Raw genomic sequence first — 18,616 nt, 5'->3', positions numbered from 1 at the left:
TGACGGACCTCGACCGACGTCGGCGGCCGGCGGCTTCGCTTCGTTCGGGCAAACGGCGACGACCCGAACCGGGAAGCCGCTGCCGCTGCCTGCGCCGCCCAGCTTTCAACATTCGGAGACAGCTTTTCCATGACTGAATCGGCTCATACCGCGCAAGCGGCGCAAGCGGCATTCCGCGCCCCTCTGCTGACCTTCAACGGCGATCCGGCGCACGCGCCGAACGCCGTGGTGTTTCACGAGGACGGTCTCCTGATCGTGGAAGACGGCCGCGTCGTCGCGGCGGACGCGTATGCGGCGCTCGCGTCGCGGCTCGCGCCCGGCACACAGGTCGTGGAGCGGCGCGACAAGCTGATCGTGCCGGGCTTCATCGATACCCACATCCACTATCCGCAGACCGACATGATCGCGTCGCCGGCGCCGGGTCTGCTGCCGTGGCTCGACACGTACACGTTCCCAACCGAGCGCCGCTTCGCCGACATCGCGCACGCCCGCGACACGGCGAGCTTTTTCCTCGACGAACTGCTCGCCTGCGGCACGACGACCGCGCTCGTGTACTGCACGGTGCACAAGGAATCCGCCGACGCCCTCTTCGCCGAGAGCGAAGCGCGCAATCTGCGCATGGTCGCGGGCAAGGTGCTGATGGACCGCCACTGCCCCGCGTTCCTGCGCGACACCGCGCAATCGGGCTACGACGACAGCGCCGAGCTGATCGGCCGCTGGCACGATCGCGGCCGCCAGATGTACGCGCTGACGCCGCGCTTCGCGCCGACCTCGACCGAGGCGCAACTCGAAGCGTGCGGCGCGCTCGCGCAACTGCATCCGGACGTGTTCATTCAGAGCCACGTCGCGGAGAACACCGACGAGGTGAAATGGGTCGCCGAGCTGTTCCCCGGCCACCGCAGCTATCTCGACATCTACGATCGCTACGGGCTCTTGCGCCGTCGCGCGGTGTACGGCCATTGCATCTACCTCGACGACGAGGACCGCAAGCGCATGGCGCAAACCGGCGCGCTCGCGTCGCACTGTCCGACCTCGAACCTGTTCCTCGGCAGCGGCCTGTTCGACTTCGACAAGGCCGACTCGGCCGGCATGCCGATCGCGCTCGCGACCGACGTCGGCGGCGGCACGTCGTTCTCGATGCTGCAGACGATGAACGAAGCGCACAAGGTTGCGCGCCTCGGCGGCCATCATCTGACGGCGACGCGCATGTTCTATCTCGCGACCGCCGGCGCGGCCGAAGCGCTCGATCTCGGCGACAAGATCGGCACCCTGAGGGACGGCTCGGAAGCGGACTTCGTCGTGCTCGATCCGCAGGCGACGCCGCTGCTCGCGCGCCGCGCCGCGCGGCGCGAATCGCTCGAGGAGCTGCTATTCGCATTCGCGCTGCTCGGTGACGATCGCGCCGTGTATGAAACGTATGCGGCCGGCAAGTGCGTGCATCGCCGCGACGACGCGCGCCAGCGCGTGCCGGGGCGCGTCGCCGCGGCCTGAGGTTGGCTGGAGGCCGGCTTCACGCCGATGCGAACCGGGCCGCGCCTCAGCCCGGCTTGCACACCTCATGCAACGCGTTGAGCCGCCGCACCGGGTCCGCGACATACGGATTCGACTCGTCCCACGCATAACCGGCGAGCACCGCGCAGATCATGCGACGAATCGTCGGTGTCTGCTCCGGGTAGTAGATGATGTCCTGCAGCTCGCCCGTGTACCAACGCTCGACGAACGCGCGGAACGTATCGATGCCCTTGCGCAACGGCACGTCGTAATCGGCTGACCAGTCGACCGTGTTGCCGTCGAGCTGCCGGTTCAGCGTGCGCGCCGCCAGATGCGCGGAGCGCAGCGCGATCGTCACGCCCGACGAAAACACCGGGTCGAGAAACTCGCCCGCGTTGCCGAGCAACGCATAGCCCGGCCCATGCAGGCTCGCGACGTTCGCCGCATAACCGCCGATCTGCCGCACCGGCATCAGGAACGGCGCCTGGCCGATCAGCAGGTTCAGCGTCGGCTCCTGCTGGATCAGCGCACGCAGCGTCGCCTCGCGCTGCGCTTGCGGCACATCGAGAAAGCTCGCCTCGGCGACACACCCCACCGAAGCACGGCCACCCGCGAGCGGAATCATCCAGAACCACACGTCGCGACGCTCGGGATGCGTGGCGATGCAAATCTTGTTGCGATCGATGTCGTCGGGAGCCAGACCATCGCGCACATGCGTGAAGAGCGCGGCGCGCGTCGGCATCCGCGTCGGCGTCTCCAGCTGCAGCAGGCGCGGGAGCACGCGCCCGAAACCGCTCGCATCGAGCACGAAACGCGCTTCGACCTGATACGCGTGCCCCGCTTCATCGGAGACGTCAAGCAGCGGCGCCGTATCCGTGCACACCGCGCTCACCGTGTGGCCGAAACGCACGTCGGCGCCCTGCGCGGCCGCGCAGCGAATCAGCACGTCGTCGAACAGCGCGCGCTCGACCTGATACGTGGTGCCCCAGCCCGGCGAATACTTATCGCGAAAGTCGAACGACGAGCGCTGGTCGCGATACACGAAATACGCGCCGTTCTTGTACTGGAAGCCCGCCTCGACGACGGCCTGCAACATGCCGGCCTCTTCGAGGTACGCCATGCTTTGCGGCAACAGGCTCTCGCCGATCGAGAAGCGCGGAAAGTGCTGACGCTCCAGCACCAGCACCGAGCGGCCTGCTTGACGCAACAGCGCGGCAGCCACCGAGCCGGCCGGACCGGCACCGATGATCGCGACATCGACCACGGTCCGCATTGAAGTATCGCTATTCAATTCACTGCTCCAACGGTTTGCACGCGTTGCTGCAACGCATGCGGGGGGTTCGCGCACCGCGCAACGTCGCGCAATGCAGCGTCTTGTCGATACAATCCTTCCTCCACAGCAACAGCGACGTTTCGCCGGGGAGTGCATCGTGCCGTCATCCGAACTGTCCAGTGTGCCCTTTGTGCCGGAGACGGCCTTTGGCATCTGGTTCCTGCGCACGCACACGTGGGAGCACCACGTGTTGCGGGTCGCGATCAACGATCTGAAGCGCCTGATCGATGCGCCATTGCCCGAGGCGCCGGTCATCGTCGATGCGGGCTGCGGGCAAGGCATTTCGTTTCGCCTGCTCGCTGAGGCGTTCCGACCGCGCCGCATCGTCGGCATCGATTTTCATGCACCGTCGCTGACGCTCGCCGCGCGGGCCGCGCACGCCTGCCGCGAGACGCTCGCCGACATCGAACTGCTGCATGGCGACTGCGCGCAACTGCCGCTGCCCGATGCGAGCGCCGACATCGTGTTCTGCCATCAGACCTTCCATCACCTCGTCGAGCAGGAGCGCGCGCTCGCCGAGTTCCACCGCGTGCTCAAACCCGGGGGCGTGCTGCTGTTCGCCGAATCGACCGATGCGTACATCAAGTCGTGGGTGATCCGGCTGTTGTTTCGTCATCCGATGCAGGTGCAAAAGAGCGCCGACGGCTATCTCGACATGATCCGCCGCGGCGGCTTCAGCTTCGGCCCTCACCATGTTTCGCTGCCGTACCTGTGGTGGAGCCGCGCGACAGACTTCGGTCTGCTCGAACGACTCGGTTTGTACCGGCCGCAACCCGGCAAGCGTCGCGAGACGCTGGTCAATGTCGCGGCCGTGAAAACTGGCGAAGCCTGACTCAAAGTCAGCCCGCGTCCAGCACCACCAGTTGGCCGCGCACCGCGATCGCGGCCGCGCTCGGGCTCACGCCGCAGGTGAAGTCGCTCGACGAGTCGGTTTCGGTGCTATGAAAGCGCGTCGACACGTCGATCACCGCATTCGCGTGACGCTCGCGCGCCGCGGCGCGCAGCTTGCCGACCGCTTCGGCGAGCGCCAGCTGGCACGCTTCGTTCGGCTCGGACATCTTGCGCGCAATGCGCACCGAGTACGACACTTCGCCGAGCCGCGTCTTCACCGGCTGGTGAGGTTGATCGCCGAAGTACACCGGCACCTCGCCGCGCGATTCGCCACCCGACGCCGTGAACGGCAACGATTTCACTTCCGTGCCGCAGCCGGCCTGCGTCAATGCCACCACCAACATCGCACCCACCAAAGAAAACTTTTTCATTCTTATCCTCTTCCCTGTCTACGCATTTGCGGCCGCTCACGCGTTGCGCGGCCAGTGATCGTGGCGAGTCGGTGCAGCTGACTCGAACGCTCGCCACGCTTCGAACATCAGGCTCGCGCAACTGCCGCCGAACCCGAATGAAATCGACATCGCCGTGTCGATGCTTGCATCGCGCGCGGTGCGCGCGAGCGGCATGTCGCGCACTTGCGGCTCCGGCGCGTCGACCTCTGCCGTCCCCGCGATAAAACCGTCGCGCATCATCAACAGCGTATAGATCGCTTCGTGCGCGCCGCACGCGCCAAGCGAATGCCCGGTCATGCCCTTGGTCGACGAAAACGCCGGCACCCCTTGGCCCGATGCGCCGAACACGTCGCGCAACGCGTGCAGTTCTTCGAGATCGCCGAGCGGTGTCGACGGCGCATGCGTGTTCACGTAGTCGGGACGGCGGCCCGCCGGTCCGAGCGCACCGCGCATCGCGCGCGCGATGCCGGCCGCGCGCGGCGCGACCATGCCCGCGCGATCCGTGCAATCGCCGAAGCCCGTCAGCTCCGCGTAGATGCGCGCGCCGCGCGCGAGCGCATGATCGAGCGCTTCGAGCACCAGCACGCCACCGCCCGACGCAATCACGAAACCGTCGCGCTGCGTGTCGTACGGCCGCGATGCGCGGTCAGGCGTGTCATTGAAGCGGCGCGACAGCGCGCCCATCGCGTCGAACATCAGCGTCATGTTGTCGTGCAGCGCTTCGCTGCCGCCCGCGAGCACGATCTGCTGCCGCCCGGTCTGGATCAGTTGCATCGCCTGACCGATCGCGAGCGCCGATGTCGTGCATGCCGACGATGGCGAATAGCTGACGCCTTCGAGCCCGAATGTCTGCGCGACGTTCGCCGACGCGGTGCTGCTCATCGCATGCGGCACCGTGTACGGCGGCACCTTGTCGACGCCGCGCGTTTGCGCGATCGCGAGCGCCGCGTCGTAGCTCGCCATCGCGCCGACGCCCGAGCCGATCACGACGCCCGCGCGCGGCGACTGCAAGGCCGCGACGGCGAGCCCGGCATCGTCGATCGCACGTTGCGCCGCGTGGCACGCGAAGCGCGCGGTGTCGCCCATGAAGCGTTCGAGCTTGCGCTCGAATGGCGCCTCGCGCGCGACCGACGCGACGCCGGCCACCTGCGACGCAAACCCGCGCTCGCGCCACGCATCGATCCGCTCGACGCGCGAGCGCCCAGCGCGCAAGGCAGTCGAGACATCGTCGAGCGTATTGCCGAGGCACGACACGATGCCCATGCCGGTCACGACTACGCGTTGCAGGCTGACGCTCATCGAACGCGCCGGAAAATCAGCGACGTGTTGATGCCGCCGAACGCGAAGTTGTTGCTGATCACGTACTCGGCGTCGATCTCGCGCGCACCGCCGACGATGTAGTCGAGCGGCGTGCAGGCCGGATCGACGTTCTCGAGATTCAGCGTCGGCGCGTACCAGTTGCGCTTCATCATCTCGATCGTCCACCACGCCTCGATCGCGCCGCACGCGCCGAGCGTGTGACCGATATAGCTTTTCAGCGAGCTGATCGGCATGCGCGCACCGAAGGTCTGCGCGGTCGCGTGGCTTTCGGCCATGTCGCCGCGATCGGTCGAGGTGCCGTGCGCGTTCACATAGGCAATCGCCTCGGGCGGCAATTGCGCGTCGCGCAGCGCGAGTTGCATCGCGAGCGCCATCGTGTCGGCGGTCGGTTGCGTCATGTGCGCGCCGTCCGAGTTGCAGCCGAAGCCGACGACCTCCGCGTGAATCCGTGCGCCGCGCGCCAGCGCGTGCTCGTATTCTTCGAGCACCAGCGTCGCCGCGCCCTCGCCGACCACGAGGCCGTCGCGCGCGGCATCGAACGGACGCGGCGTCAGATGCGGCTCGCCGTTGCGGGTGCTGGTCGCGTACAGCGTGTCGAACACGGCCACCGCCGGGCCGGATAACTCTTCCGCGCCGCCTGCCAGCATCAGCGTCTGCTTGCCGGACTGGATCGCCTCGTACGCGTAGCCGATCGCCTGGCTGCCCGACGCGCATGCGCACGAGGTCGGGATGATGCGGCCTTTCAGATCCCAGAACAGGCTCACGTTGACGGCCGTCGTGTGCGGCATCATCTGCACGTAGCTGTTCGACGTGACGTTGCTCATCGAGCCGGTTTCGAGCATCGTGCCGAACGCGCGGATCGGCTGCACGGAACCCGACGACGACCCGTACGCGACGCCCATGCGGCCGTCGGCGATGCGGGTGTCGTCGGCAAGGCCCGCGTCGGCGAGCGCGAGTTCGCTCGCGCGCACCGAGTACAGCGATACCGGGCCCATCGAGCGCACCTTCTTGCGCGGGTAATGGGCGGGGGTCGTGAACTCGGGCAGCGGACACGCGAGCCGCGTATGCAGTGACGCGAAGTAGTCCCATTCGGGCATGCGCCGCACCGCGTTCTCGCCGCGTTTCAGGCGGGTTTCGACCGCGTCCCAGCTATCGCCGAACGCGGTCACGCCGCCCATGCCGGTAATGACGACGCGCTTCATCAGATCATCCCGCCGTTCACGCCGATCACCTGGCGCGTCAGGTACGACGCGCCATCCGACATCAGAAAGCTCACGACCGACGCGACCTCGGCCGGCTGGCCGACGCGGTTCATCGGCACGGTCTTCAGCGCGTGATCGAGCGTCATCTGTTCGAGCATGCCGGTCTCGATCAGCCCCGGCGCGACGCAATTGACGGTGATATTGCGCGACGCGAGCTCGACCGCGAGTGCCTTGCTCGCGCCGATCAGTCCGGCCTTCGCCGCGCTGTAGTTGACCTGGCCGCGATTGCCCATCACGCCCGACACCGACGCGATCGTCACGATGCGTCCGCCCTGGCGCGCGCGCACCATCGGCATCGTCAGCGGATGTACGACGTTGTAGAACGCGTCGAGGCCGGTTTCGATCACGACGTCCCAGTCTTCTTCGGTGAGTGCCGGGAACGCGGCGTCGCGCGTGACGCCCGCGCTGCACACGATGCCGTAGTAGGGACCGTGCGCGGCCACGTCCTCTTCGAGCGCCTCGCGGCACGCGGCGCGCTCGCGCACGTCGAATTGCAGCACCCGCGCCATGCCGCCCTGCGCGGCGATGCCCGTCGCGACCGCGTCGGCTTCGCCGCGTCCCGTGCGGCAATGCACGGTCACGGCGAAGCCGTCGGCGGCCAACTTGTACGCAATCGCGCGGCCGATGCCGCGGCTTGCGCCGGTAACGAGAACTCGCCGGTTCATGAACTGACACTCCCTTCGATGAATGACTGAAAATCGGGCGGTTGAAACACCTTGATCACGGCTTCGGCGCAGCGCACGCCGCCGTCGTCGTCGAGCGTGCATTCGTAGGCGCCGTGGCCTGCTTCGCTGCGAAGCAGCTCGCTAACATGAACGCGCAAACGCGCGCCGCTTCGGAACGCCGGTTGCAGCGCCCGATAGCTGCGCGAGCCGAGCAGCACGCCGGCACGCGCGTGGCCGCCGGCGCGCATCGCGACGAGCGCGACGTGCGCGGCGATCGCTTGCGCCATCACCTCGATGCCGATCCATGCGGGCATCGCGCCGGCGGCGTCCGCATACCATGCATGCGGGTCGACGTTGGCGAACGCGCTCAATGTGGTGTCGGCGAACCTGTCGATCGCATCGAGCAGCAGCATGCTGCCGCGATGCGGGATCATCGCCTCGATCGGTTGCCGCGCGAGTTGCGCGTCGGTCAGGAGAGGAGTCGTCATGCGTGTTAACGGGCCAGAATCAGGCTGACATTGCTGCCGCCGAATGCGAACGAGTTGCTCATTGCGTACTGCGTGGCCGTGCCGCGCGGCAGATAGCGCGCGCCGTCGACGAGGTCGAGCGCGGGCAGCGCGGGATCGGCCTCGCCGTCCCACAGATGCGGCGGCAACGTCGCGTTCTCGCGCGCGAGCGTGAGCCACGCGAAGCCCAGTTCGGTCGCGCCGGCCGCGCCGAGCTGGTGGCCGGTGAGCGGCTTGGTGCCGCTCGCGGCGACGCCGTCGGGAAATACGCGCGCCATCAGCTGCGCTTCCATGTCGTCGTTCTTCTGCGTGGCGGTCGCGTGCAGATTCACATAGCCAACCGCCGACGCCGCGATGCCCGCGTCCGCCAGCGCCTCGCGCAAAGCCATTTCGCCGCCGACGCCGCGCGGGTCCGGCGCCGAAATATGATGCGCGTCGCTCGATTCGCCGAGACCCGCGAGCCGCACCGCCGCTTCATCGCGACTCATCAGGAACACGGCCGCGCCCTCACCGACGTTGATGCCGCAACGGTTGCGGCTCATCGGATTGGTGCGCACGCGGCTGGTCGATTCGAGCGACGCGAAGCCCTGCACGGTCAACTCGCATAGCGAATCGACGCCACCGACGACAACCGCATCGCACAACCGCAATTGCAGCAGCCGACGCGCGGACGCGAACGCCTTGGCACTCGACGTGCAGGCGGTCGAAATCGTGAACGCCGGCCCCTGCAGGTCGAGCGCGGCGGCCGCGAATGGCGCGGCGGTGCCGATTTCCATCTGCCGGTAGTTGAAGCTGCCCGGCAATTCGCCGGCTTGCGCGTGATAGACGAACGCGGTCTCGGCCGCCTCGATGCCCGACGTGCTGGTGCCGAGCACGACGCCGATGCGCTCAGGGCCGTAGCGCTCGCGCGCGGCTTCGATCGCGGGCGCGATCTGCGCGAGCGCCGCGAGCAGCAGCCGGTTGTTGCGGCAGTCGTAGCGCGCGAGATCGGCGCGCGGCGCGAGATCGAGCGGCGCAAGCACACTGCCGACGAACGCATCGCCGATGCCGGTATGCACGTTGCCCATGCCGCGCGAGCGCGCGGCGGCGAGCGCCGGCACGATCTCGTCGACATCGCCGCCGAGCGCGTTGATCATGCCGAGCGCGTGCAAATAAACTGATGGCGCGTTCATGCCGCCCTCCGTGATTCCGATGGCATGCCGATAGGCGCAAGCAGCACCGCGACCGCGATGCCGAGCGCGAGCGTCATGCCGAAGCTTCTGAGCGCGGGCATCGCGCTGATGCCGAGCATGCCGAACGACAACAGCGCAGTGGCCGCCGACAGCAACACGCCAGTCCACACCGCGCCGAGATTCGCATCCGCGCGCGAACAGCCTTCGCGCAGAAACACCGCATAGTTTGCGCCGACGCCGAGCACCAGCATCAGCGCGAGCCAGTTGAACAGATTGAGCGGCACGCCCGCATAACCGAACACCGCCAACGCGACGCCGAGCGCGAGCAGCACGGGCAAAGTCGTCGCGATACCGCCGCGGGCTCCGTAGCGCAGCATCAGCAGCACGCACACGAGCGCGAGCGCGCCGCCCAACCACCAGCCGGTGTCCACGCGATACGCGCCGAGCAGCTTCGACACGCTCGCGGCCTTGTCGACGAACACGATGCCGGGTAAGCCGTGCGCGAGCGCGATCAGCGCAGGCTCGTTGCGCGGCGTCACGCCTTGCGGGATCACGACGGCGGCGTAGCCTGCCGGCGCATGCGCTCGGTTCGCCCGGTTCGATCCCACCGCGCCGAGCCACAGATGCCGATACGGCCGCGACCAGGGCGCCGCGAGCCAGCGCTCGACGGTGAGCGGCGCTGCCGGCTTCGCGAACGCGGCGAGCCACGCATCGGCGACTTCGTCCTTGAAGCCGGCTTGCAGCAGCGTCGCGCGCAAGGCGGCGGGGTCGTGGAACGCGTGCTGCGCGAGCAGCGCGCGATCGTCGTTCTGACGCTGCGCGGACGGTACGAACTGCGCGACCGACTGATAGCCGCCGACGCTATGCGCGGTGCCGTTCAGCGCATCGAGCTGCGCGCCGAGCGCTTCGGCGCGTTGCAGCACCGCTTCCTGCGTCGCGCCGCGCACGACGAAAAACTGCGCGCTGTTATCGACGCCGACCGCTGCGCGCACCGTGTCTTCCTGCGCGACCAGCGACGCGTCGCGCTGAATCAGCAGATGAACGTCATCGTCGCTCGTCAGACGCAGCCAGCCGGGCACCGCCGCGATCAGCAGCAGCGCCGCGACCAGCCACGCGCGTTTGCCGCCGAGCGCCTGCTGCCAGCGCACGAGCAGCCGCGCCGCGCCCGCGAACACGCGTTGCGGGCTGCGCTTCGGCGCGCGCGTGAGCAGCGCGGGCAGCAGCGACAGCACCGACACGAACGCGGTCGTGATGCCCACCATCGCGAAACACGCGATCTGCTTCAACGCGGGGAACGGCACCCAGATCAGGATCGCGTAGCCGAGCAGACTCGTCGCGAGCGCAACGCTGAGCGCGGGCCGCACCGTGCGCGCGCCGCGCCGCGCCTCCCAGTCGCGGCCCGCGCCGAGATAGACGACGAAATACTGGATCGAATAGTCGACCGCCTCGCCGATCAGGCTCGCACCGAACACGAGCGTCAACAGATGCAGCTTGCCGAACACCAGCAGCGTCGCCGCGAGCGCACAGACGATGCCGAGCGCCGTCGATACGAAGCCAAGCAGCAATAGACGCGGCGAGCGGAACACCCACGTCATCAGCAGCGCGATGCCGCACAGCGACGCGATACCGATGACGTGCACTTCGCGTTCGGATGCGCTGCGCGCGGCCTCGGCATAGAACACGGCGCCGGTGCGCGCCAGCGATACGTCGGGGAACGTCTGACGCAAGCTGCTTTGCGCATCGGCGAGCACCGCGCGCACCGCCTGCTGCGTCTTCGTTTCATAGGCGGAGCCGGGCAGCGTCGCGACGATCAGCACGCTGGTCGTGTCGCCCTGCGCGTCGTGACGGTGCGCCACGAGCAGGCCGTCCTCGACTTCGAGATTCGACGTCGCGAGCGGCAGATTGCCGAGCCAGCGTTCGAGCCAGCCGAACGGATCGTCGGCGAGCTGGGTGCTGAGGCCGCCTTGCAGCGGGCTATAGATGCGTTGCGCGAGCAGGTCGTGCAGCGTCGTTGCGCTTGCGCTCGCAAGCGCGCTGCGATCGGCCGGCGCGAGCAGGCCGAAGCGGTACGGCAGATACAGTGCCGCGATCTGTGACAGGTCGAACGGCGGCAGCTCGGCCGTCACCGATGCGAATGCGCCGCTCTTTTGCAACGACGCGCCCAGTTGCTTCGCGGCCGCTTTCGCGTGTGCATCGTCGCGGCTCGTGACGAGCAGCACGGTGCGATCGCCGAGCGCGCTGGCGAGCGTGTCGACCGCTTTTTCGGCGACGGGGTCCGCTTCGGTCGCGGGCAGCAGCGCGAGCAGATTGGTTTCGAGCGGCGACGCTCCCGCGAAGCGCCAACCGCAATAGAGCGCCGCCAGCAGCGCGAGCGCGAGCCATGCGGCACGCACGCCCCATGCGCGCTTTGCGGCTTGTTTCGCAGCTTGTTTCGCGGCTTGTTTCGCGGCTCGCTGCTGCGGCACCGCCATCACGGTGCTCCGAACAGGCTGCGCTCGTCCGGCGTCGGCTCGGCGACGGCCGTGCTGTTGGCGAACTCGAGCTTCGTCACGTCGCCGGTCGCGAGCGTGATGCGCAGGCTTTGCAGATAATCGCCGCCGCTCATGTCGAGGGCCTTGATCGACTGCGCGAGCTGCGGTTGATTCGGCGTGAGTCGCATGCGCCATTGCGCGGCGTTGCCTTCGGCACTCACGTCGAACTGCGAGTACAGCGCCGACAGATCGCCGCCGAGCATCGCGCGCATCATCTTCGACACCTGCGCGACGCCGCGCGTGGCCTGCGCGCTATGGGTGCTGACGCGATGGCCGCTGGCGTCGAGCTGCGCGACGTTAGCGTCGGTGATCACGTAAGTGGCCTTGTAGGGCGTGTCGATCTGCCAGATCACGCCGCGCTCGCGGAAGAACAGCAACGTGCCGTTGCTGACGAGCGGCTGCTTCATCGCGGCGAGCGTCTGCGTCTGCGTGAATCGCGCGCGCACGCCCTTGGGTTGCGCGAGATGCGCGGCGATCTGCGAGACCAGCGCGGCGTTGGCGTTGTTGGCGGCACTGTTGGCGGACTCGTTGGTCGGGGCTGGGTTGCTTGCGGTAGCCGCAGCGGCCGACCCCGCGGGCAATGCGAGCGCCCCCATCACGCCGATCACCCCCGCGAGCCGTGACACGACCACTGTCAGCGCACGGCGATTCATCGTCCCCATACACGCTCCAGCTTGTCGAATACGACCGGCGGCGACACGAACTGCAATTCCTCGGTGGCGGCATCGACGGCGACCTGGATTGTATAGCCCTTCGTGAGCCGCGTGCCCGACGCGCAATCGACGATTTCATAGCCTATTTTCAGGCGGTTTTCGTATTCGAGCAGTTGGGCGCGCACTTCGAGCGTCTGTCCGTACACGGCGGGCCGCACGTATTTCAGATGCGCCTCGACGATCGGCCACAGATAGCCGGATGCCCGCATCTCGCGATAGTCGTAGTCGAACGCGCGCAGCAGCGCCGCGCGGCCCATCTCGAAGTACTTCAGATAATTGCCGTGCCAGCACAGGTTCATCGCGTCGACGTCGTGAAACGGCACTTCGAGCGTCGCGCTGGCAGTCAGCGCGTGGTTCGGTTTCGCGGCGTCGCTCATGCGTTGGCTCCCTCGCGATAGTCGTCCATGTCCAGCAGTTCGCACCCGGCAATGCGCGCGGTCAACGCGCGCAACTCGCCTTCGAGCGCGCGGTCCTCGGCAACGAACGGCGAGCGCGCGCCGACGTCGTCGACAAACGCGCGCAGCGGCGCGGGCACAGGTGTCGCGCTGTCGATGCGCAAGCGCAAATGCACGGCCTGCACCGTCGCGAGCGTGTGCGCGGCGGCGACCTGCTCCGTCAATTCGAGCACGCGCAGGCAATCGCGCGCGGCGATCGTGCCCATGCTGACCTTGTCCTGATTGTGCGCCTCGGTCGAGCGCGAAAACACGCTCGCGGGCATCGTGTTCTTCAGCGCCTCCGCGGTCCACGCGGACGACGAAATCTGCACGGCCTTGAAGCCGTGATTAATCGCGGCGCGTTCGGGCGCTGCGCCCGACAGATTGCGCGGCAAGCCGTTGTTGAAGTTGACATCGACGAGCAACGCGAGCTGCCGGTCCATCAGATCCGCCAGATTCGCGACGGCGACTTTCAGCGCATCCATCGCGAACGCGATATGGCCGCCATAGAAGTTGCCGCCGTGCAAAATGCGTTCGTTGTCGGGATCGATGAGCGGATTGTCGTTCGCGCTGTTCAGCTCGTTTTCGACGTCGCGGCGCACCCAGCCAAGCGCATCGCGCGCGACGCCGATCACGTGCGGCGCGCAGCGAATCGAATAGCGGTCCTGCAGGCGATGCCCGGGCGTGTCGGCGCGGCCGGCCAGATCGGCGCGGATCCATGCGGCCGCTTCGGCCTGGCCCGCGTGCGGCTTCACCTCGAACAGCGTCGCGTCGAAGTGCGCGGCGCGGCCGTCGAGCGCGACGGTCGACAGCGCGGTCAAACGCGCGGCAAGCCGCGTCAGGTGCTCAGCGCGCGCCACCGCCAGACAGGCGAGGCCGGTCATCACGGCCGTGCCGTTCATCAGCGCGAGGCCTTCCTTCGGCGCGAGCGTCAGCGGCTCGACACCCAGCTCGGTCCACACCTCACGCGCCGCGCGCAACCCGCCGGCGTACTGCACGTCGCGCTCGCCCGCGAGCGCAGCCGCCACATACGACAGCGGCGTCAGATCGCCGCTCGCGCCGACCGAACCCTCGGACGGAATCAGCGGCAACACGCGATGATTGATCAAGGCCGCGAGGCGTTCGAGAAGCACCGTACGCACGCCCGAAAATCCATAGGCGAGGGAATTGAGACGCGCGGCGATCACCGCGAGCGTTTGCGCTTCGTCGAGATATGCGCCCATGCCGCAGCCGTGATACCGCGTCAGTTGCAGCGGCAACGCCTCGACGAGCGCCATCGGCACGTCGACCACGCAGGCGTCGCCGTAACCGGTGTTGACGCCGTACACGGTCGCGCCGGCGGCCAACTGGCGGCGCAGGAACGCGGCGCCGCGCTCGATGCGCGCGCGCCATGCGGGATCGTCACTCAGCGCGACAGACGCCCGCCGTCGCGCAATCGCGACGACCTCTTCGATCGTCAGCCGGCGTGCACCGACGACGATCGGCGTGCAATCGGCATCCGCAGCCACATCGGCATTCGCAACGCCGCGTGCGTGCCGCACATCGTTCAGATCATGTTCGGCCATTCGCGCCTCGCTTGGGCTGGCCCCAGAAATCGAAGAAGTTGAACCATTGATAAGGCGCCTTGCGGCAATAGTGTTCGAGGCGCAGCGCGTAGCGTTGTGCCCACGCGGCCAGATGCTGCGTGCGTTCGCGGCGCGGCAGCTCGATGCGTTGGGCGAACGGCTCGAAGTACATGCGATAGCCGTCGCGTTCCTTCAGGCAGAAAAACAGATAGACCGGACAGCCTAGCGCATGCGCGAGCACGTACGGCCCTTGCGCGAACGGCGCGCTCGCGCCGAGAAATTGCGCGTCGGTGGTGCGTCCCGCTTCGCGCGCCGGCACCCGATCGCCGACGATCACCAGCAGCTCGCCCGCATCGATACGTTGTTGCATCAGCACCGCCGTCTCGGGACCAAAGTCGCCGACCTCGAGCAGATGCCGCGCGAAGTCGCGATTCGACGACGCCAGCACGCGATTGAAGCGGCGCGCGTGCTCGGTGTAGACGACCGCCGTGACCTTCGCGTGCTCACCGCGCACGGCGAGCGCGCGCATCATCTCCAGATTGCCGAGGTGCGCGCCGATCACGAGCGCACCGTTGCCGCTCGCGATCAGTGCTTCGAACGCCGAAGGATCGTCGAACGTCACATCGGTTTCGTTGACGCGGCCGCTCCACGCGGCGAGCTTGTCGAAGCCAGACTGCGCGAACGCGAGCATATGGCGATACGCGGACAGCCAGCCCGGACGCGGCGTATCCACCGACGGCGCCGCCGCGTTCAGACGCGTGAAGTAGTTGCCCGACGCGGCGCGCGCGGCGCGGCCCGTCAGCAGAAAATACGCGACGATCGGATGCAGCCACAGCGCGGTGAAGCGGCGCCCGAACAGCTTGCAGCTGAGCGCGAGCAGGCTCATGCCGAGGTGGCTGCCGCGTTCGGCGAGACGCCACCATGCTTCGGGCTGGGCTTCATCGATGTCGTCGGCCACCACGCCACGGCGCGGCATCACCTTGTGCGCGAGCAGCATCGGCAGGCGCGACAGCATGCCGAACACGAGCCGCGTATGGCTGCGGCTGATGCGCACGTTGTCCCACAGCACGTCGAAATGCGACACGCCGTCGGACGCATAGGTGACGCGCGTCGCGATCGAGCGGAACGCGGCGCGCCGCCAGTACAGACGCACGAGGATCTCGATGTCGAAGTCCATGCGCGTCGGCAGCTGCACGCTGTCGATCAGCTCGCACGCGAGCGCGAGCGGATACAGACGAAAGCCGCACATGGAATCGCGGATCGTCAGCGACAGCGTCTCGATCCACACCCACACGTGGGTCAAGTAGCGGCCGTACAGACGTGCCTTCGGCACGCTGTCGTCGTAGATCGGACGGCCGAGAATCACTGCAGCGGGTTCAGTGCGCGCCGCATCGATGAAGCACGGCACGTCGGCCGCGTCGTGCTGGCCGTCGGCGTCGATCTGCAGCGCGTGCGTGTAGCCTGCGGCGCGCGCCGCGCGCAGGCCCGCCATCACCGCCGCACCCTTGCCGCCGTTTTCGAGCAGACGCAGCAGCGTCATCTGCCCGGCGTACTGCCGCGCGAGCCCGGCAAGCACCTGCTGGGTCGGCTCGTCGCTGCCGTCGTCGACGACGAACATCGGCAGGCCGTGCACCGCGAGATGCGCGACGGTCGCGCCGATCGCGTCCTTGTGGTTGTAGATCGGAATGACGATGCAGGGCGCGAACTTCATCATGCGTCCTCCCGATGCACGAGCACGCCCGACGCGCATTCGCGTCCGTCGAGCCGGTACGCGAACTGCACGCGCCGGCGCTCGAGGTCGTACGCGAGCGTGAGCTCGAGCACCGCACCGGGTGACACCGGCGCCATGAACTTCAAGCGGTCGACCGACGTCACCTCGCGCACCCGCGGCCAATGCCCGGCCGCGATTCGCGCCGCCCAGTCGACCTGCACGACGCCCGGCAGAATCGGCAGGCCCGGAAAGTGGCCGGCGAAATGCACGAGCGACGGCGGCACGCGCAGCACGTAGTGCAGCGCGTCGCCGACGCGCGTTTCGGCGAGCACTTCCATGCCCTCGGCGCGCGGCGCGAACGCGGCGGCCACCGCGCTGGCGGGCAGCTTGCCGCGCGCGTCGAACGGCAGACTGATGCGAAAACGCCAGTGACGCGGCAGCACGACCGCATCGAAGTAGTCGGCCAGATGCCGGCGCAGCGTTTTCGCGAGCGCGACGCGGCCTTCGTCGCGCAGCGCCGCGCTGCCCGCTTCGCTCAGCGCGACCACTGCGCCGACCCGTTCGCGCGATGCGCCTTCGAGCGGCACCAGCGCCGCTTGCGCGACATACGGATGCAGCGCGAGACGCGCCTCGAGCTCCGGCAGCGAGACGCGCTTGCCGCCGAGCTTCAGCACGCGGTCGAGGCGCCCTTGCAAACGGAAGCGCCCGTCGGCATCGAACGCGATGCGGTCGCCCGTGCGATGCCAGCCGTCGTGATCGAGATGCGGTGAACGCACGCACAGCGCGCCGTCGTCGTCGCGGCGCAGCTCGGCGCCGGCGACCGGCTGCCACGCGTCGCCCTGATCCTGGCGCCGCCACGCGATCCCGCCGGTTTCCGTGCTGCCGTAGATTTCGAGCGGCGCCGCGCCGAAGCTCGCCGCATAGGGCTGCGCGGCGTCGGCCGCGAGCGGACCACCCGACGAAAAGAACGCGCGCGGCGCGGGCGTCAGCGCGGCGAAGCCCGGCAACGCGGGCCAGCGCGATAGTTGCGCGGGTGTCGACACGATCGCCGTCGCGCCGCATTGCGCGATGCGCGCCTGCAGCTGCTGCGGCTCCATGCCGATCGCGCGATCGAACGCGCGGCCGGCCGCGAGCGGCCACAACACGCGAAACAGCAGGCCGTAGATGTGGTGATGCGGCACGCTCGCGAGCATCGTCGCGTTGCCGAGCAACCCACCCCACTGCAGTTCCAGCGTGTGCACTTCAGCGTTGAATTGCGCGAGCGTCTTGCGAATCGGCTTCGGCGTGCCGCTGCTGCCGGACGTGTAGAGCGTGAGCGGCGCGTGCGGGTCGATCGAATAGGCGGTGCTAGCGGCGGCATGTGCATGCGCCGATGCGACGAACGGCGGCAGATCCGCATCCGTCAGCATGAAGTCGTACGCGCCCGCGAGCTCGGCGAGATAGCCCGGCGTCGCATTGGCCGGGATCACCGGCTCCTTGCCGCACGCGAGCAGCGCGAACAATGCGCAGGCGAACTCGAACGGATCGTCGATACAGACCGCGCAGCGTGGCGCGTCGTGCATGCGCACGAGCTCGACCAAGCCCTCGACGCGCGCGCGAAACGCCGCGCGATCGAGCAGCACCGCGCCGTCGCGGCACACCGGTGCGGCAAGCGCATCACCCGCGACGAGCGCGGCGTCGGCCGACAACAGATCGTGCAACGCGATCATCAGGCCGCCTCCGAACCCGCCCGCGCGGCGCGCGGCAGCATGAAGAGGCGCCGCCACACGTACTCGCCGGCAAGCAGCGCGCCGATCAGCCCATACGCGACGGCGCCGTTGTACAGCGACCAGCTCGCGCGGCTCCAATCGAGCGCGGTATAGGCGGAAAACACCCCGTTCAGCATGAAAAAGCCGCACCAGACCCGGGTCACGCGCCGCGTATAGCGCACCGCGTCCGGCGGCAGTTCAGGGCTGCCGAGGCGCGCGAATTTTTCGATCATCGACGGCCCGCGCACGAGCGTCGCGCCGAACGCGATCAGCAAACCGAGATTGACGAACGACGGATAGAAGCGCAGCAGCAGCTCGCTATCGGTGACGACGATCGCCACCGACGCGCAGCTCAGCAGCATCACCACGCCCCAGTCGAGCGCGGACAGCTGGCGCAGCGGCATCGCGACCGGACCGCCGCCGGCCCAGCGCTGCAGCCATACAGTCGCGAGCAGCAAGCAGCCGACGAGACGCGGCGCGTCCCAGTGCCATGCGCACAAAATCAGCGCGGGGTAAGCGAGTCTCAGCGGCACCTGCAAGGCGGTCCTGCTCCAGTGAAGGCGCGTGCCGGATTCGCTTGCGGCGGGGCGTGGCTTTAACATCTGCGGGCGCGGGCGCGCGGGCGGCATCAGCCTTGCGCCGCGAGCAGCGATTCGACCGCGTCGATCACGTCGCCGACCGTGCGCACGGACTTGAAGTCCTCCGGCTTGATGCGGCGGCCGGTCATTTCCTGCAGCTTGATCGCGAGATCGACCGCGTCGATGCTGTCGAGATCGAGCTCGTCGAACAGGTGAGCGTCGGGTGTCACGCGCTCCGGCTCGATCGCGAAGTTTTCCTTGAAGATCGCGCGGATGCGCTCAAGAATCTCAGTCTCAGACACGG

17 protein-coding genes are annotated in these 18,616 nt (G+C 68.1%); 2 read left to right on the top strand and 15 right to left on the bottom strand.

Annotated features, from left to right (window positions below; translation table 11 throughout):
* Positions 1-129 precede the first annotated feature (129 nt).
* The gene (gene guaD / locus HDG39_RS29190; protein WP_184010991.1) at positions 130-1,491 is read left to right on the top strand and encodes a guanine deaminase; all 1,362 of its coding nucleotides are present in this window, start codon (positions 130-132) and stop codon (positions 1,489-1,491) included.
* A gap of 46 nt (positions 1,492-1,537) precedes the next feature.
* Here the strand turns inward: guaD and HDG39_RS29185 are convergent, their stop codons facing one another.
* Positions 1,538-2,764 (bottom strand): NAD(P)/FAD-dependent oxidoreductase, encoded by a 1,227-nt coding sequence (locus HDG39_RS29185; RefSeq protein WP_409259217.1) that lies wholly within the window; start codon positions 2,762-2,764, stop codon positions 1,538-1,540.
* A gap of 157 nt (positions 2,765-2,921) precedes the next feature.
* Between HDG39_RS29185 and HDG39_RS29180 the strand changes: the two genes are divergently transcribed.
* Complete coding sequence (locus HDG39_RS29180; RefSeq protein ID WP_184010987.1) at positions 2,922-3,656, top strand: class I SAM-dependent methyltransferase; 735 nt, start codon at positions 2,922-2,924, stop codon at positions 3,654-3,656.
* A 7-nt stretch (positions 3,657-3,663) separates the two neighbouring features.
* On the opposite strand, the gene HDG39_RS29175 is transcribed toward HDG39_RS29180, so the two are convergent.
* From HDG39_RS29175 to HDG39_RS29110, 14 genes are read right to left on the bottom strand one after another with little or no spacing between them, the layout of a single operon-like run.
* Complete coding sequence (locus HDG39_RS29175; RefSeq protein ID WP_184010985.1) at positions 3,664-4,086, bottom strand: signal peptidase; 423 nt, start codon at positions 4,084-4,086, stop codon at positions 3,664-3,666.
* A gap of 36 nt (positions 4,087-4,122) precedes the next feature.
* The gene (locus HDG39_RS29170) at positions 4,123-5,406 is read right to left on the bottom strand and encodes a beta-ketoacyl-[acyl-carrier-protein] synthase family protein (RefSeq protein ID WP_018421421.1); all 1,284 of its coding nucleotides are present in this window, start codon (positions 5,404-5,406) and stop codon (positions 4,123-4,125) included.
* Positions 5,403-6,629 (bottom strand): beta-ketoacyl-ACP synthase, encoded by a 1,227-nt coding sequence (locus HDG39_RS29165; RefSeq protein ID WP_184010983.1) that lies wholly within the window; start codon positions 6,627-6,629, stop codon positions 5,403-5,405. Before HDG39_RS29165 ends, HDG39_RS29170 begins: the two co-directional genes overlap by 4 nt.
* Entirely contained in the window at positions 6,629-7,354 is a 726-nt protein-coding gene (locus HDG39_RS29160; RefSeq protein ID WP_184010981.1) for a 3-ketoacyl-ACP reductase FabG2, read from the bottom strand. Before HDG39_RS29160 ends, HDG39_RS29165 begins: the two co-directional genes overlap by 1 nt.
* Positions 7,351-7,842 (bottom strand): ApeP family dehydratase, encoded by a 492-nt coding sequence (locus HDG39_RS29155; RefSeq protein WP_184010978.1) that lies wholly within the window; start codon positions 7,840-7,842, stop codon positions 7,351-7,353. Before HDG39_RS29155 ends, HDG39_RS29160 begins: the two co-directional genes overlap by 4 nt.
* A 5-nt stretch (positions 7,843-7,847) precedes the next feature.
* Complete coding sequence (locus HDG39_RS29150) at positions 7,848-9,032, bottom strand: beta-ketoacyl-[acyl-carrier-protein] synthase family protein (protein ID WP_184010976.1); 1,185 nt, start codon at positions 9,030-9,032, stop codon at positions 7,848-7,850.
* Complete coding sequence (locus HDG39_RS29145; RefSeq protein WP_184010974.1) at positions 9,029-11,503, bottom strand: MMPL family transporter; 2,475 nt, start codon at positions 11,501-11,503, stop codon at positions 9,029-9,031. Before HDG39_RS29145 ends, HDG39_RS29150 begins: the two co-directional genes overlap by 4 nt.
* Positions 11,503-12,225 carry an outer membrane lipoprotein carrier protein LolA gene (locus HDG39_RS29140; protein ID WP_184010972.1) on the bottom strand — a complete coding sequence of 241 codons (723 nt, stop codon included), beginning with the start codon at positions 12,223-12,225 and terminating at the stop codon, positions 11,503-11,505. The genes HDG39_RS29145 and HDG39_RS29140 overlap by 1 nt, the downstream gene beginning before the upstream one ends.
* Entirely contained in the window at positions 12,213-12,653 is a 441-nt protein-coding gene (locus tag HDG39_RS29135; RefSeq protein ID WP_184010970.1) for an acyl-CoA thioesterase, read from the bottom strand. The genes HDG39_RS29140 and HDG39_RS29135 overlap by 13 nt, the downstream gene beginning before the upstream one ends.
* Positions 12,650-14,275: an HAL/PAL/TAL family ammonia-lyase gene (locus HDG39_RS29130; protein ID WP_184010968.1), complete on the bottom strand. Its 1,626-nt coding sequence runs from the start codon at positions 14,273-14,275 to the stop codon at positions 12,650-12,652. Before HDG39_RS29130 ends, HDG39_RS29135 begins: the two co-directional genes overlap by 4 nt.
* Positions 14,262-15,986: a glycosyltransferase family 2 protein gene (locus tag HDG39_RS29125; protein ID WP_184011072.1), complete on the bottom strand. Its 1,725-nt coding sequence runs from the start codon at positions 15,984-15,986 to the stop codon at positions 14,262-14,264. Before HDG39_RS29125 ends, HDG39_RS29130 begins: the two co-directional genes overlap by 14 nt.
* Entirely contained in the window at positions 15,986-17,695 is a 1,710-nt protein-coding gene (locus HDG39_RS29120; protein ID WP_184010966.1) for an ApeI family dehydratase, read from the bottom strand. Before HDG39_RS29120 ends, HDG39_RS29125 begins: the two co-directional genes overlap by 1 nt.
* Positions 17,695-18,363 carry a COG4648 family protein gene (locus HDG39_RS29115; RefSeq protein WP_184010964.1) on the bottom strand — a complete coding sequence of 223 codons (669 nt, stop codon included), beginning with the start codon at positions 18,361-18,363 and terminating at the stop codon, positions 17,695-17,697. Before HDG39_RS29115 ends, HDG39_RS29120 begins: the two co-directional genes overlap by 1 nt.
* Positions 18,363-18,614: an acyl carrier protein gene (locus HDG39_RS29110; protein WP_018421433.1), complete on the bottom strand. Its 252-nt coding sequence runs from the start codon at positions 18,612-18,614 to the stop codon at positions 18,363-18,365. The genes HDG39_RS29115 and HDG39_RS29110 overlap by 1 nt, the downstream gene beginning before the upstream one ends.
* Positions 18,615-18,616 lie beyond the last annotated feature (2 nt).

Origin of the sequence: Paraburkholderia lebeckiae (assembly GCF_014201005.1) — a bacterium.
Taxonomy (GTDB): Bacteria; Pseudomonadota; Gammaproteobacteria; order Burkholderiales; family Burkholderiaceae; genus Paraburkholderia; species Paraburkholderia tuberum.
Note: the sequence above shows the minus strand (reverse complement) of the source record. Positions and strands in the feature narration are given on the sequence as shown.

Excerpts from the sequence above, each read along its gene's own strand:
- HDG39_RS29155 (WP_184010978.1), bottom strand. The coding sequence starts at position 7,842 with ATGACGACTCCTCTCCTGACCGACGCGCAACTCGCGCGGCAACCGATC.
- HDG39_RS29135 (WP_184010970.1), bottom strand. The coding sequence starts at position 12,653 with ATGAGCGACGCCGCGAAACCGAACCACGCGCTGACTGCCAGCGCGACG.
- HDG39_RS29115 (WP_184010964.1), bottom strand. The coding sequence starts at position 18,363 with ATGCCGCCCGCGCGCCCGCGCCCGCAGATGTTAAAGCCACGCCCCGCC.
- guaD (WP_184010991.1), top strand. The coding sequence starts at position 130 with ATGACTGAATCGGCTCATACCGCGCAAGCGGCGCAAGCGGCATTCCGC.
- HDG39_RS29175 (WP_184010985.1), bottom strand. The coding sequence starts at position 4,086 with ATGAAAAAGTTTTCTTTGGTGGGTGCGATGTTGGTGGTGGCATTGACG.
- HDG39_RS29140 (WP_184010972.1), bottom strand. The coding sequence starts at position 12,225 with ATGGGGACGATGAATCGCCGTGCGCTGACAGTGGTCGTGTCACGGCTC.
- HDG39_RS29120 (WP_184010966.1), bottom strand. The coding sequence starts at position 17,695 with ATGATCGCGTTGCACGATCTGTTGTCGGCCGACGCCGCGCTCGTCGCG.
- HDG39_RS29160 (WP_184010981.1), bottom strand. The coding sequence starts at position 7,354 with ATGAACCGGCGAGTTCTCGTTACCGGCGCAAGCCGCGGCATCGGCCGC.
- HDG39_RS29145 (WP_184010974.1), bottom strand. The coding sequence starts at position 11,503 with ATGGCGGTGCCGCAGCAGCGAGCCGCGAAACAAGCCGCGAAACAAGCT.
- HDG39_RS29170 (WP_018421421.1), bottom strand. The coding sequence starts at position 5,406 with ATGAGCGTCAGCCTGCAACGCGTAGTCGTGACCGGCATGGGCATCGTG.
- HDG39_RS29150 (WP_184010976.1), bottom strand. The coding sequence starts at position 9,032 with ATGAACGCGCCATCAGTTTATTTGCACGCGCTCGGCATGATCAACGCG.
- HDG39_RS29130 (WP_184010968.1), bottom strand. The coding sequence starts at position 14,275 with ATGGCCGAACATGATCTGAACGATGTGCGGCACGCACGCGGCGTTGCG.
- HDG39_RS29165 (WP_184010983.1), bottom strand. The coding sequence starts at position 6,629 with ATGAAGCGCGTCGTCATTACCGGCATGGGCGGCGTGACCGCGTTCGGC.
- HDG39_RS29185 (WP_409259217.1), bottom strand. The coding sequence starts at position 2,764 with ATGCGGACCGTGGTCGATGTCGCGATCATCGGTGCCGGTCCGGCCGGC.
- HDG39_RS29125 (WP_184011072.1), bottom strand. The coding sequence starts at position 15,986 with ATGAAGTTCGCGCCCTGCATCGTCATTCCGATCTACAACCACAAGGAC.